Origin of the sequence: Pseudomonas mohnii (assembly GCF_900105115.1) — a bacterium.
GTDB lineage: Bacteria > Pseudomonadota > Gammaproteobacteria > Pseudomonadales > Pseudomonadaceae > Aquipseudomonas > Aquipseudomonas mohnii.
Map to the genome: position 1 here is coordinate 1,078,125 of NZ_FNRV01000001.1, position 12,856 is coordinate 1,090,980.

Sequence of the window (12,856 nt, forward strand, 5' to 3'; positions counted from 1 at the left end):
TCAGCGCGCGCCTGCGCCGGCCAGACGCCCGCCGTGCAGCACCACTTTATCGGCCAGCCGCGCCGCGACGTGGGGGCTGTGGGTGACCATCAGCAGGGTCGTCGGGCTGTCATCGAGCAGTTCCAGCAACAGCTTGAGCACGTCATCGCTGGTGGCTTCATCGAGGCTGCCGGTGGGCTCGTCGGCCAACAGCAACGGTGGCCGCGACGCCAGGGCACGCCCCAACGCCACCCGTTGCTGCTGCCCTCCGGACAACTGCTCCGGATATCGCCGCAGCAACTCGCTCAACCCCAGGCGCTGCACCAGATGCGCCTGCCAACGCGGATCATGCCGCCCCGCCAGTCGCGCCTGAAACGCCAGATTGTCCTCCACCCGCAGGCTGCCGATCAGGTTGAACTGCTGGAACACCAAACCGATCTCGGTACGCCGCCAGTGCGCCAGTTGGCTTTCGTTCATCTGTTCCAGGCGATGGTCGCCACTGCGGATACTGCCGCGATCCACCTTGTCCAGACCGGCGATCAAGTGCAGCAAGGTGCTCTTGCCACTGCCCGACTCGCCCATCAGTGCCAGGCTGCTACCGGGTTTCAGGGTCAGATCGACCCCTTGCAACACCGGCAATAGCCCTTGGGGAGTGGCGTAGCTTTTGAAGACACCGCGGACTTCAAGCATGGAAGAACCTGTTGGATGAGCGTGGGCCAAGAATAGCGGGACTGAATGTTTTTTGTCCGTCGACGATGGCGGCCGCGCCCGGTCTGCGGCGAATTAAAAGGCTGACGACCGTTTATCGATTTGCGCGGCGCCTTTTGCAGCCCTTCCTGTGTGAAGCAAATCCAGCAGGGGCAAGCGCTTGATCGCAATTGGCCGCGAAACCGGAAAATACCCATCTGACCGTTGGCGGTGATGGATGTTGGAGGCTGGTCTATACCCCTTGGATTGATTTCCGAGTGTTGGAATCCACCGACCTTCCATGGAGGACGAACATGCCGCACCGAGTCATAGTCAACGCTGACGATTTCGGCCTCAGTGCCTGCGACAACGCGGTGATCCTGGGTGCCTTTCAGGCTGGAGTCATCAGTTCCACCACCGCCATGGCCAATATGCCGGCCTTTGAAGCGGCGTGTTCAATGGCCCGGCATCCGTTGCTGGAAGGACGCGTCGGCCTGCACTTCAACCTCACCGCTGGCCGCCCGTTGAGCCGGCGCATTCTGACGCGCCGGACCTTCTGCGACAGCGCCGGCCTGTTCGACCTCAACCTGTCCCGCGCCCGCCTCTGGCTCGGCCATCAGGATCGCCGCGCCGTACACGAAGAACTCGAGGCGCAATGGCAACGCTGCCTGGACAACGGTGTCAGGCCCAGCCATCTGGACTCCCACCAAAACGTGCACACCATCTGGCCGATCGGCGAAATCGTCGCGCGTTTCGCCGCCCACCAGGGGGTTCCCGTGCGCCTGGCGCGTAATCTGGGGCCCACGCAGAGCCTGCCCAAACGCATGTTCAAGCAACTGCTCAATCACCGCTTGAACAGCCTGGCCGGCGCCACCGCCGACTACGTGGGCACTCCCCAGGATTTGCGCAACGCCACCCCACCGGACGACGGCCTGCTGGAAATCGTCGCCCACCCCAGTCAACTGGGTGCCGACTTTGGCGATGCTTGTCTGGATCAGGGCGAGTCGCTGAGCGAACTGCTGGAACAGCGACTGCCGGGAGTGCCGAGGGTGGCCTATGGCGTGGCTGGCTTTACTCTGGACAACCCTGCGGAGTCGGTAGAGTAAACCTTCGCAACTTTTGCAACAGGATGTCGGAGCCACATCGCCCTACACACCCTTGGGAAAAAACACGAGTACGCAAGGAAATGTCTGACTGCCCAATCGTATCCACTTGGATACAGTTGAGTAATGAATTATCTTGTTCAGCAAACCAGCATTTTCGTGCAATGGCACGCTTCAGTTCGCGATGTGCGAGCCAGGATTGCCATAGCTCGCCGCATTGAGCGCGCTTCTGCGGGTAACCTTGGCGATGTCAAGCCAGTGGGTGACGGCGTTTCCGAAATGCGCGTGGACACTGGCGCGGGCTATCGAGTTTATTTCACGATGCGAAACGGTGTCGTCATCGTCCTACTGGCCGGTGGCGATAAATCCTCACAAAGCACTGATATCAAACGTGCAAAAAAATTGGCAAAGGAGGTTTAACCTTGAGCCAGACTTTGACGACTTTCGACATGGCAACACTGCTCGACAGTGACGAAGCTATCAGTGAGTACCTCTCCCAAGTACTGATCGAGGGTGATAATGAGGAGTTCCTTCGAGCTGTTGGCTACGTGATAAAAGCCCGTGGGATGACCCAGATAGCCAAGGATTCAGGCATGGGTCGCGAAAGCCTGTACAAGGCCTTCGCCCCAGGAGCGAAACCGCGATTCGACACGGTATTGAAAGTCATTCATGCCCTCGGCATTGATCTTTGCGCACAACCAGGCCATGTCATCAATCACTGAAATGCCTGATTGGATACCCTTCGCCTGGCCACTTACTTCACCGCCATCAAGGTAAAACACAACGGCAACTGCGCCGCTTGTTGCTGGTAGCGATCATAGAGTTCCTCGCGGTTGGAATGCGGGTACTCCTTGAAGTGGCTGATCTGCAATCCGGCCGCGATGGCGCCGGTGAAGATGGCACCCAGGGTGTGGACGAACCAGTAGGACGCAGCCGACGGTTGCTCGACTTTGCCTTCGTAGACGATCGGTTGGTTCTGGACAAAGGGCTCGGCACGAAAGTACGAGCTGTCCAGGCCGAAAGGGTCGGCGGACTCGGGATCGAACATTTCCAGGAACGGGTGGGTTTCGTACACCACCAGCGCGCCGCCCGGCTTCAGGGTCTGTGCCACGTGGCGGAAGAACTCGCCGATGTCCGGCATCCAGTTCAATACGCCGATGGTGATCAGCGCCAGGTCGAAGCGACCCTGCAACTGAAGCGGCAAGTGGTGAATGTCCGCCTCGATGAATTCGGGATCACGGGGTGAGCGCGACGCCAGTTCCCGCGCCTGATCGAGAAACGCCGCCGACTGATCGACACCCACCACATGCCTGGCACCCAGGGCATACAGCGACAGGCTTTCGCGACCGTTGTTGCAACCCAGTTGCACCACCGCCTTGCCGTCGACCCCGATCTGCGTCAGCAACCCGGTCAGGGTGTCATCCAGGCAAGAGAAATCGGCATGAGTCACCGCGCTCAGCAGCGCCTGCCATTCGGCGCTGTCCTTGTGGTGTCGGGCGGAGTCATTCCAGGCATCGCGGTTGCTGGCGATGGCTTTATCTTTTGTCGGCATTTCCATTGCACACTCCAGAATCGGGTCTTGATTGACCGCGCCGATTCTAGTTCATGCCTGGCATTCGCCCCATCCGGGCTTTGTTGTGATCTTGTAAACCAAGCCGCACCGACGCCTGGCCACGGGAGCGCTATAGTTAAAGGCCTTGGGGAAATGCGCGAAAGCCGATTTCGCAGGTGCTGCCATGAACAAGACCGAACAGACGCTGTTACTTGCCCTCTGCCTGACTGCCGCCACGACGGTGCTCGCGGATGACAGCCTGATGCAAACCGACCAGGCCAATACCGAATTCCATTATTACGGGGCAGACCAGCCCTTCGCCCACCCCTCGCCACCGTCCATAAACACCGTGCCGCCAGGGTCATACATCCCGACAGCGCCCGGTGACTTCATCCCGGTTTCCAGCGAGCATGTGTTTTCCGACTCACGCCTGCCGACGGTGGCGGATACTACCGTTCGCGTGTTCATACGCTCCTACGATCCGGAACGCGGTGTCTACGTGAACCAGGAAGTCCTCGACCCCTCGTGCATGATGGCCTGTCGCAGCGCACCGGACCCGGCCCTGTAATGGGCAGCTTCAAGCTTCAAGCTTCAAGCCTCAAGCCTCAAGCCTCAAGCCTCAAGCCTCAAGCCTCAAGCTTGGAGCTTGGAGCTTGGAGCTTGAAGCTTGAAGCTGCCCCCTTGAAGCTGCCCCCCCCTACTACCACTGCCGCTTGTCCGGGCGAGCGAGGCCGAGTTTTTCGATCCGGTAACGCAGCATGTCGCGGCTCAGGCCCAACAGGCGCGCGGACTTGGTGACGTTCCAGTCGGTCTTGTCGAGCATTTTGCGCACCATGTCACGCTCCACTTCCGGCAGGTTCATCGACTCGGTGCCGTTATAGGACGGACGTGGCTCGCTGGGGGGCGGCTCGTGCTGAAACATCGGCGGCTCGTCCATCAGGCTCAGGCAGACATTCAGCTGATGGGCGGCGATGGTGTCGCTCTGGGCCAGCAACACGGTTTGCTCGAGCATGTTGCGCAACTCGCGCACGTTGCCGGGCCAGCTGTAATTGAGCATCAATTCTTCGGCCTGATCACTGAAATGCAGGTGTGGCTTGCCATAGCGTTTGCCATGAGTCGCCAGAAAGTGGCGGGCCAACAACAGAATGTCTTCCCCCCTGGCATACAGGCGCGGCACCTTGATCGAGATGATACGCAGACGGAAAAACAGGTCGCGGCGGAACTTGCCCTGCTGGACCATTTGTTCAAGGTTGCAGTTGGTGGCGCTGATCACCCGCAGATCGACTTTACGCTCCTTGACCGAACCGACCCGGCGAATCGTCCGGTCCTCCAGCAGCTTCAGCAGCTTGGCCTGCAGCAGCAGGTCCATCTCACCGATCTCATCGAGAAACAGCGTGCCGCCATCGGCCGCTTCGACCAGACCGAGGCGACGATCCTTGGCGTCGGTGAACGCACCCTTCTCGTGACCGAACAACTCCGACTCCACCAGGTTGGACGGAATCGAGGCGCAGTTGAATTCGATGAACGGACCTTTGGCCCGCGGACCGTCGAAATGCAGGGCCCGGGCCACCAGCTCCTTGCCGGTGCCGGTTTCGCCTTCCACCAGTACCGGTGGCAGATCGGAGTTGGTCATGCGGCGTTCGGCGTCGAGCAACTGGCTGATGGTGCCCTTGAGGTAAGCCATCGGTGCCGATTCACCGATCAGTGCCTGCACCCCTGATTTCTGCGCTTCGCGTTCCTGGTAGAACGACAGCGTGCGCTCCATCCGATCGGTGGCCAGGGCCTTGTCCAGCAGCAGCTTGAGCTCTGGCAAGGCCACCGGTTTGGTCACGTAATGGAATGCGCCTTCTTTCATCGCCACCACGGCGTCTTCGACATTACCGTAGCCCGTCATCATGATCACTTTCAGATCCGGCGCGCTGATGCGCAATCTCTGGATCAGGTCGTGACCGCTCATGCCCGGCAAGGAGTTGTCGGTCAGCACGACGTCGGGAACGAAGGTTCCCAGTTGCTCCAGCGCGTCTTCCGCCGAGTGGCAGACAGTCACCTCGAAGTCCTTGCGCTCCAGGTAGGTCTGAATATTCTCGGCGAGGAGTTCATCATCCTCGACCAGCAATATGCTGTGCTCCATATTCCCCTCCCGTTGCCACTTTAAAATTGAGACGGACGCGGGTTCCTTCCTGCTCCTGGCTGGTCAGTTCGACCGAGCCTTCAAAGCGTTCCATGATTCTTTTGACCAGGGCAAGGCCAACGCCCAATCCCCCTTGTTTGGTCGTGAAGAACGGCTTGAAGACCAATTGTTGTTGTTGCCGGGTCATGCCCTTGCCGGTGTCATTGATCATCAGACTCACCTGCCCGGGCGACGTCGATTCGACATCGATGCTCAACACGCCGCCCTTGGGCATGGCTTCCAGCGCATTGGCGAACAGGCTATTGAGAATTTGCGTCAGCAGCACCTGTTGGCTGACGACCGGTGGAACACTCTTGGGCGTGAAGCGCACTTCGACATTCGAGCGTTTGATCAAGGGGTCGAAGGCGCTCAGGGCGTCGTCGACGGCCAACACCAGATCGACGTTTTCATCGTCGTCATTCACCGGGCGCAACGACACCAGCAACTCGCGGACCCAGCGTGACATGCGATCGACCTGGCTGATGATGTCGCCGATGTTTTTCTGCGCGGTCTGGCTGGCGATTTCCTGGGCCAGTTCCGCGCTGGAGCGGATGTTCGCCAGCGGGTTACGCAAACTGTGGGCGACCGCCGAGGACATTTCCCCCAGGGCGACAAACGTCTCGTTGGCGATCAGTTGTTTCTGCTGACTCTGCAGCAGCATGGCCGCCCGCCGCACGATCCAGAACAGCCCCAGGTAAATGGCCGCGCCACCGAGCAGGGTCGCCAGCCAGATCGCCTTGAATCCACGCTGGATGCGCGCCACCAGATCGACCGGCTCCTTGTAGATTTCCACCATGGCAATCACTTTGCTTTTGTCGGCGTTGAACATCGGGATGTAGTTCTCGACGAACAAATACTCGGGTTCGCGCAGCAGTTTTTGCTCGGGACGCTCCTCATCGATTTCGTGGTAGCTGGTGGACACCGTTTCCTTCATTTCGAAGGACTCGTCCAGCTCCTCGTCGCCTTCGACGCGCATGCCGATCATTTCCGGGTTGGTCGACCAGACCACGGTGCGATCCAGTGCATACACCACCGCCAACAGACAATCCGGCAGGTGCTCGACATGGTCGAGAAACTCTATGCGGGCAGCGGCCCGAGAACCGGGATTGACGTCGGGGTAGGCGTTGTCCAGCCGCGGGTCGAGCATTTCGCCCATGGTCCTGGTCGTGGTGATCCCGGCATGGCGAATTTCTGCGTCACCAATGGCCTGAATGAATTGGGCGGTGAGCATCGAATCGCGCTCGATGCTCTCTTCGACCACGAAGCGCGTGGACACATAACCCAGCCCCAGGGCCACCGCAGCAATGATGAAAAAGCTGGCCAGGGAAAACCAGCGCACCAGATTGAAGGCCGGACGCCAGCCCTTGCCGGGTGCGGCCGGTGTATCAGGCGCAGGTGTTTTTTGTTGTTCTAGTATCTGCATGGAACTGTCCTGGATACTTGAAACCAGTCTTCTTAGCCATGTTCCGAATCAGTGTAGGTGGCATTGATCGAGATAGGCTGCCCAATGAAAGTATTTCGCCACTATTGCGCCAGGGTCTTATCGGGTGCCTTGCCGGGCGGCGCGATGGCGTGACGATGTTCCGGCTCTTCTGCGCGGGTAGCCAACGACGTCGCGACCGGATGCTGACGGTCGGTTTCTTCCTGGAGGAAGTCGATGATGGACTGCGCCGAATGCTCGTCCATCCGCAGGTTGGGCATCGGTATCTTGTCGAAGCGTTCGAACAGCTCCAGGGCGATGGGGTCTTTTTCCGCGAGCATGCGGTCCGGCTCGCGAATCCAGCGGTTGAGCCAGGCCGGATCACGTTGTCGGGTCACGCCGACCAGATCGGGGCCAATGCTGCGCATGCCGATGCCCTGCCCGTCCAGCGGGCCAAGGCTGTGACACGACGCGCAGCGGGTGCGAAACAGTTCTTCGCCATTGCTCGGCGGCCGGATGGGCGGGGCGTCGGCGTAGCTCTGCTCAATGCTCGGTTGCTTCCAGTTCTGCAAGGTGTTGGCCAGTTGATCGGCCAGAATCCACGGGTTTTCGAACGGCGACGCTTTCATCCAGCGCCCGGTTTGCTGGTTGCCGACAATCAGGCTCAGGTTGTGATCCTTGCTGCGCCCGTTATCGACACCTTCGATGAACAAGCCCAGTTTTTGCCGCAACTCGGTGACATCGGCGAATTCCCCGGTGAGGAACTGCCACCCCGGCCCGACCTGGAAGCGTCGCGCATAAGCCTTGAGCACGGCGGGTGTATCGCTCAGGGGATCAATGCTGATGGAATAGAAAAAAACGTCCTTGCCGACCCGGTCGCCGAGCAATTTCTGCACCTGGCGCAAACGCGCGGTTTCCAGCGGACACGAGTCGCTGCAGGAGGTGAAGATGAAGTTGATCACCACCACTTTGCCCTTGATCAGGTCATCGAAAAAACGCACCTGCCGACCGTCCTGATTGGTCAGCAGGGTGTTGGGGAAATAGTCGCCACCCCAGGGAGTGGCGGAGTCGGCGACCGCCGTGTCAGCGGCTGTCGGCAGGGGGGCGGGTGTCGACGGCGACTGGCCGGCGACCAGCAACTGGCTGGCCAGCACGCAGGTCGCCAATACCAGCACCAGGTGCATGCCCCAGTCTCGTGAGCGTGGTGTTTGCCACTTCATGTCGACACCCTCCCGGTTCATGGTTTAACGGTCACTTGTGGGCCCAAGCCATCGCCCGTGCGGAAGGTTGGCAACGCGGCGGAGTTCACGTAGCGCACGCCGTCCCAGCTGGGCAGCGGTGTCGGCATCAGCTGGAATTGCCCCGGCTTCTCAATGTCCCAACGCAGCAGCATCGAGTTGTCCTCATGCTGGGTGTTGTGACAGTGCTCCATGTAGGTCCCGGCGAATTCGCGGAAGTTGATCGCCATTTCCACGTTGTCCAGGCCATCCTTTTCCGAGCCGATGCGGTACACGTCCTTGCGTGCCCATTTCTCCCATTCCGGTGGCGCCTTGCCGCCGCGACTGAGGATGATCCCTTCCTCGAAATGCACATGCACCGGGTGACTCCAGCCTGTACCGCCGGCCTTGATGTTCCACACTTCCAGGGTGCCGAAACCGGCTGCCCCGGCATCGGTGGGGCCGCTGGCCAACTGGGTCGATGCGTTCAAGCGACGAGGGTCCATGTGGAAGCCGAAGCCGCCATCGGTCTTGACCGTCCAGGGTGCTTCATCAGTGCCATCGGACCGACCGAAGACGAAGGTGCGGTGACGGGCCTTGGCCAGCAACGCCTTGTCGGCGCCGTTGTCGCGGTGGATCTTCAGCGGGATCATCACCAGGCCTTCAGCCTTGCCCGGTTTGGCCGGCTCGTACAGCGCCGGGTCCATCGCCAGGTCCTGACCGGTGTAGGGTTTGACGTTGAGTTGCAACACCTTGCCCACCGCCGGATCGCCCTTGTCCCACTGCGGTCCCTTGCTGGTTTGCTTGATCACCGCCAGGTATTTCTCGGACAACACGTCAGCCAGGGAGGCCGGTTCTTTCGGGCCTTTGCCATCGTCGTGCACCAGCAGGTTGACGAAGAAAATCTTGTCCCCTGGCTTGATGCCGTTTTTCGCGAAGTTGACGATGATGTCGAAGCGCTCGGCAATGCCCTGGGTGGGCAGGATTGCGTTGTGGTTCTGTTTATCGCCGTCGGCGTCGAGGTCCATGGTGCCGTCGAAAGGCACGCTGTGCTCCATGATGTTGCCGTCGTTGGCAATCATGTGGAACGGCACGCGGGCATAGGACACACCCGACCCCTTGGGCCCCTGGAACTCGCCGCTGGTGCCCTTGATTTCACGCACCAGCGCAAACTTGTAGTAACGCGATACCGAGCCGTTGAGCATGCGGAAGCGGTAGCTGCGGGCACGCACATCCAGGCTTGGTTTCCATTGCCAGTTGACCAGCACCTGGTCACCGATAAAGCCGTCGGTGTTGAACGGGTTGAACCACAGCTGACCGATCTGATCCCAGGCCTTGTCGGCGAACACCAGGTTGACGTCGTAGTCGCGGTTACCCCACGGCAAGGCGCTGCCGCTGGGGAAACGCAGGTTGACGCCGTCGTTCACCGATTCGTTGCCGCGATCCAGGGCGCTGTAGTAGTTCATCATCGCCGCGTTGCCCTTGTAGACGTTCTGCGCGGTGAAATCGAGCATGTGGTCGTGGAACCAGTGGGTGCTCATGGTTTCGCGCCAGTCGCCACGGATCTTGATCGTGCCGTTTTCGCACGTCTTGCGGCTGGGATTGACGTCGTTGGTCCACAGGGTTTCACCCGGTGCGCAGGGGAATGCCGCGCGTGGGTCATGGGCGTCGGTGTTGATGCTGTCATAGCCTGCCAGCTGGATCGGCCAGCGATAGTCGTAATACTGACCCGGGAAGAAAAACGCGTTGGCATAGCCGTCGCTTTCCGCCGGCGCGTGACCGTTGTGTTCGTGGGTGCTGATGGTGTGCAGGCCAAACCCCATGTTCGCCGACGGGTCGATGGGCAAGCCGTTGTAGTGGCGCATCAGCACCGGTTGGCCGTAACGCACCATCAACAATTTGGGCGGCAGGGTGCCGTCGAAGGTCCACACCGAGTTGTGGTTCTGCACGGGCATGGCCGGGTGAAAGCGCGCATCGACGCCCTTGGCGGTGCCATCCGTTGCCGGCACACCGGCGACGTTGTGATAGAGGCCACCGGGGCCGAACTCACCGACGGCATAGCCGTGCATCTGACGACTGTCACGCCAGCCGCTGTTGACCCGCGCACCGGTCTGCACGGTCTTGTAGGCCATCTGCGGGTAGAACTCGTTCCAGCGCTGATGCGACCAGCCCTTTCCTGGCGGCCGACCTTCAGCCGACGAACCGATGCGACGGTTGAGGAAATACTCGATCTGCGCCTGCCATGGGTTGCGGTCCACCACGTTGGCGTACTGGCTGGGAAACGGCGTCAACCCCGGTTGGCGCATGAAGGCATCGAGCGCCGCGCTGGGTGGCGCACTGCGGGCCGCATTGGTGGGGTCTTGTTGCGGCAACGGGCCAATGGCCGCCGGTGGAAACGGCAAGGGCGCCGCAGGCGTGGTGGGGTCGAGTTTTTCCGGACCGAATTCCTCGAACAGCACCAGTTGCTGCGTGAACGGTTGGGCACCAAACAACGGGCTCGGCTTGCCATTGGTGGGGTAGTTGAAACTGGTCTGCATCGTGGGCGGCAGAATGTTTTCTACCCGCGTGGAGTCACGCGTGCCTTTGACCCCGTCGGGCAAATCGAAGGAGTCTTTGTTGGCCTCCGGCATGGTGAGGATGGCGTTCAACGCGGCCGGCTCATCCGCCGGTTCATCGTAATAAGCAGAAGGGTCAGTCGGTTCGGGCTGTCGCTCGTCGTCTATGGGGCCAGCGCGCAGCGTCCCTGTGCTGAGTGTCATTGAGAGGAGGACGCTCAAGGGCGCCAGGCCAAACCACTTGAAGGGATACCGCGCTTTTCTGTCCATCACCAGCCGCCTCGTATGCGTGAAGGGGGTGATGGGGGTTTTGCAATTAACTCGCCAAATTTGTAACAGCGTTATACAAAAGGATTAATACTCAATGAAACAATGGCTTACCAACATCATTTCGCCATGACTTGAAAAACGACTGGGGAATGACACCCGCTAGCGGGGAAAGTTCGCCCCCATTTTCAGGGAATCAACTTGAACGACAGACGGACACGCGTACCCTCGCCTTCGCGACTGTCCAGCGCCACAGCCCCGCCAAAACGCTCCATGATGCGCTTGACCAACACCAGCCCGACGCCAAGCCCGCCGCGCTTGGTGGTGAAGAACGGTCGGAAGGCCATGGCGCGCTGTTCTTCATTCATGCCTTTACCGGTATCGCTGATCACCACACAAACGCTACGGGAGTCGATCGGCTCCAGGGTGATGGTCAGCGTACCGCCCTCGTCCATGGCTTCCAGGGCATTGGCCAGCAAACTGTTGAGGATCTGCGTCAGCTGTATCGGTTGGCTCAACACCATCGGCGTGTCCTTGGGCTCGAACACGACATTGACCCGGGCCTTGGCGATCTGCTGTTCATAAGCGCCGAGCGTGTCATGCAGCGTGGCCACCAGGTTCACCGGCTCGGCCTCGTCACTCAGCGGTCGCAAGGATTGCAGCAACTCGCGCACCCACTTCGACATCCGGTCGACCTGACCGATGATGTCATTGATGTTCTTGTGCGCAGGCCCACTGTCGAACTCAAGGGCCAACTCGGCGCTTGAGCGAATGGTCGCCAGCGGGTTGCGCAAACTGTGGGCGACCGCCGACGACATCTCGCCCAGAGCGACAAAGGTTTCGTTGGTGATCAACTGCTTTTGCTGCTGCGCCAGCAGAATCGCCGCGCGCCGCACAATCCAGTACAACCCCAGGTAAATAATGCCGCCGCCCAGGGCCGTGGCCAGCCAGATCAGCACCAGGCCGCGCATCATGCGATTGATCAGGTCCTGGGGCTCTTTATAGATCTCGACCATCGCGGTGACCTTGTCGCCATCGGCATCGAACAGCGGAATGTAGTTCTCGATGAAGATGTATTCCGGTGGCGTCACGAACTTCTGTTCCATGCGGGTATTGTCCACATCGTGATAGCTGGCCGATACCGGAATCATTGAGTCGAAGGCCCGATCCAGGTCTTCATCGGCATGAATGGTGGTGCCCATCAACGCCGGGTTGGTCGACCAGATCACCATGCGGTCGGGGGCATAGACGTTGGCCAGGATCACGTCGGGCAAGTGCGAAATGTGGTCGAGGAATTCACCGCGGGCATTGGCCCGGGCCATCGGGTCGACGTCGGGAAAGTCGCGGTCTTTGCGTGGGTCGAGCAATTCGCCCATGGTCCGCACGTTGGGGATCGACACATGGCGCACCTCGGCCGAGGCAATCGCGGTCAGGAACTGCGAGGTCAATAACGCATCGCGCTGCACGCTTTCGGTAATCACGAACCTGGTCGATACCGACCCCAACGCCACTGCCACCGTGCCGATCACCACCAGGCTGATGAACGAAAACCAGCGCAGCAGATTGAACGGCTGCTTGCGCCTGCTCAAGCGGATGTCGCCCTTCTCGGACGCCAGTGTTTTTGCCTGCGTGGTCATGGACGTTTTTCCGACAAAACCCCTACAGGATTTATAGCCCACTAATGGCAGTTTGCCCGACATTGGGCTTGATTCCCCCCCGCCCTTCCCCACCCATGCCGCTATCCCCACCTACCCCCAATGCTGGGGAAAGAGGCCCGTTCCCGAGATCGGGTCAGCGCCCTCGCTTGCACCGCGCAAGCCTTTGGCTCGGGCTTCTGAGGGGCATTTCCAGCGGTTGGTATGGAAGTTGCCGAAGCCCTGTCAACTGACCCATCCCCAAGGGGCAG

11 protein-coding genes are annotated in these 12,856 nt (G+C 60.2%); 4 read left to right on the forward strand and 7 right to left on the reverse strand.

All coding sequences use genetic code 11. From position 1 onward, the window contains the following. Entirely contained in the window at positions 1-669 is a 669-nt protein-coding gene (locus tag BLV61_RS04920; protein ID WP_090463056.1) for an ABC transporter ATP-binding protein, read from the reverse strand. Positions 670-980: 311 nt separating this feature from the next. Between BLV61_RS04920 and BLV61_RS04925 the strand changes: the two genes are divergently transcribed. The 3 genes from BLV61_RS04925 to BLV61_RS04935 all read left to right on the forward strand — a co-directional run bounded on the left by BLV61_RS04925 (position 981) and on the right by BLV61_RS04935 (position 2,491). After that, on the forward strand, positions 981-1,772 hold the full coding sequence (locus BLV61_RS04925) for a ChbG/HpnK family deacetylase (RefSeq protein WP_047530625.1): 792 nt from the start codon (positions 981-983) through the stop codon (positions 1,770-1,772). Positions 1,773-1,895: 123 nt separating this feature from the next. Next, positions 1,896-2,189 carry a type II toxin-antitoxin system RelE/ParE family toxin gene (locus BLV61_RS04930; RefSeq protein ID WP_047530628.1) on the forward strand — a complete coding sequence of 98 codons (294 nt, stop codon included), beginning with the start codon at positions 1,896-1,898 and terminating at the stop codon, positions 2,187-2,189. 2 nt (positions 2,190-2,191) lie between these two features. Next, complete coding sequence (locus tag BLV61_RS04935; protein ID WP_090463059.1) at positions 2,192-2,491, forward strand: addiction module antidote protein; 300 nt, start codon at positions 2,192-2,194, stop codon at positions 2,489-2,491. A 32-nt stretch (positions 2,492-2,523) separates the two neighbouring features. Here the strand turns inward: BLV61_RS04935 and BLV61_RS04940 are convergent, their stop codons facing one another. Then, on the reverse strand, positions 2,524-3,327 hold the full coding sequence (locus tag BLV61_RS04940) for a class I SAM-dependent methyltransferase (RefSeq protein WP_090463062.1): 804 nt from the start codon (positions 3,325-3,327) through the stop codon (positions 2,524-2,526). Positions 3,328-3,505: 178 nt separating this feature from the next. On the opposite strand from BLV61_RS04940, the gene BLV61_RS04945 reads away from it, so the two are divergent. Next, a complete protein-coding gene (locus tag BLV61_RS04945) occupies positions 3,506-3,889 on the forward strand; it encodes a hypothetical protein (protein WP_047530635.1) in 384 nt (127 codons plus the stop codon). Positions 3,890-4,021: 132 nt separating this feature from the next. Here the strand turns inward: BLV61_RS04945 and BLV61_RS04950 are convergent, their stop codons facing one another. The 5 genes from BLV61_RS04950 to BLV61_RS04970 form a co-directional block, all read right to left on the reverse strand. Next, a complete protein-coding gene (locus tag BLV61_RS04950; RefSeq protein ID WP_047530637.1) occupies positions 4,022-5,452 on the reverse strand; it encodes a sigma-54-dependent transcriptional regulator in 1,431 nt (476 codons plus the stop codon). Continuing rightward, positions 5,421-6,914: a sensor histidine kinase gene (locus BLV61_RS04955; RefSeq protein ID WP_090463065.1), complete on the reverse strand. Its 1,494-nt coding sequence runs from the start codon at positions 6,912-6,914 to the stop codon at positions 5,421-5,423. Before BLV61_RS04955 ends, BLV61_RS04950 begins: the two co-directional genes overlap by 32 nt. 101 nt (positions 6,915-7,015) lie before the next feature. Further along, the gene (locus BLV61_RS04960) at positions 7,016-8,152 is read right to left on the reverse strand and encodes an SCO family protein (RefSeq protein WP_090463068.1); all 1,137 of its coding nucleotides are present in this window, start codon (positions 8,150-8,152) and stop codon (positions 7,016-7,018) included. Continuing rightward, positions 8,149-10,953 (reverse strand): multicopper oxidase domain-containing protein, encoded by a 2,805-nt coding sequence (locus BLV61_RS04965; protein WP_090463071.1) that lies wholly within the window; start codon positions 10,951-10,953, stop codon positions 8,149-8,151. Before BLV61_RS04965 ends, BLV61_RS04960 begins: the two co-directional genes overlap by 4 nt. A 185-nt stretch (positions 10,954-11,138) precedes the next feature. Continuing rightward, positions 11,139-12,587, reverse strand: coding sequence for an ATP-binding protein (locus BLV61_RS04970; RefSeq protein WP_090463075.1), 1,449 nt, complete (start codon positions 12,585-12,587; stop codon positions 11,139-11,141). Positions 12,588-12,856: the final 269 nt, after the last annotated feature.

Bases quoted from the DNA above. Each gene is read 5' to 3' on its own strand.
- BLV61_RS04960 (WP_090463068.1), bottom strand. From the start codon at position 8,152: ATGAACCGGGAGGGTGTCGACATGAAGTGGCAAACACCACGCTCACGA.
- BLV61_RS04950 (WP_047530637.1), bottom strand. From the start codon at position 5,452: ATGGAGCACAGCATATTGCTGGTCGAGGATGATGAACTCCTCGCCGAG.
- BLV61_RS04970 (WP_090463075.1), bottom strand. From the start codon at position 12,587: ATGACCACGCAGGCAAAAACACTGGCGTCCGAGAAGGGCGACATCCGC.
- BLV61_RS04940 (WP_090463062.1), bottom strand. From the start codon at position 3,327: ATGGAAATGCCGACAAAAGATAAAGCCATCGCCAGCAACCGCGATGCC.
- BLV61_RS04925 (WP_047530625.1), top strand. From the start codon at position 981: ATGCCGCACCGAGTCATAGTCAACGCTGACGATTTCGGCCTCAGTGCC.
- BLV61_RS04965 (WP_090463071.1), bottom strand. From the start codon at position 10,953: ATGGACAGAAAAGCGCGGTATCCCTTCAAGTGGTTTGGCCTGGCGCCC.
- BLV61_RS04930 (WP_047530628.1), top strand. From the start codon at position 1,896: ATGAATTATCTTGTTCAGCAAACCAGCATTTTCGTGCAATGGCACGCT.
- BLV61_RS04955 (WP_090463065.1), bottom strand. From the start codon at position 6,914: ATGCAGATACTAGAACAACAAAAAACACCTGCGCCTGATACACCGGCC.
- BLV61_RS04945 (WP_047530635.1), top strand. From the start codon at position 3,506: ATGAACAAGACCGAACAGACGCTGTTACTTGCCCTCTGCCTGACTGCC.
- BLV61_RS04920 (WP_090463056.1), bottom strand. From the start codon at position 669: ATGCTTGAAGTCCGCGGTGTCTTCAAAAGCTACGCCACTCCCCAAGGG.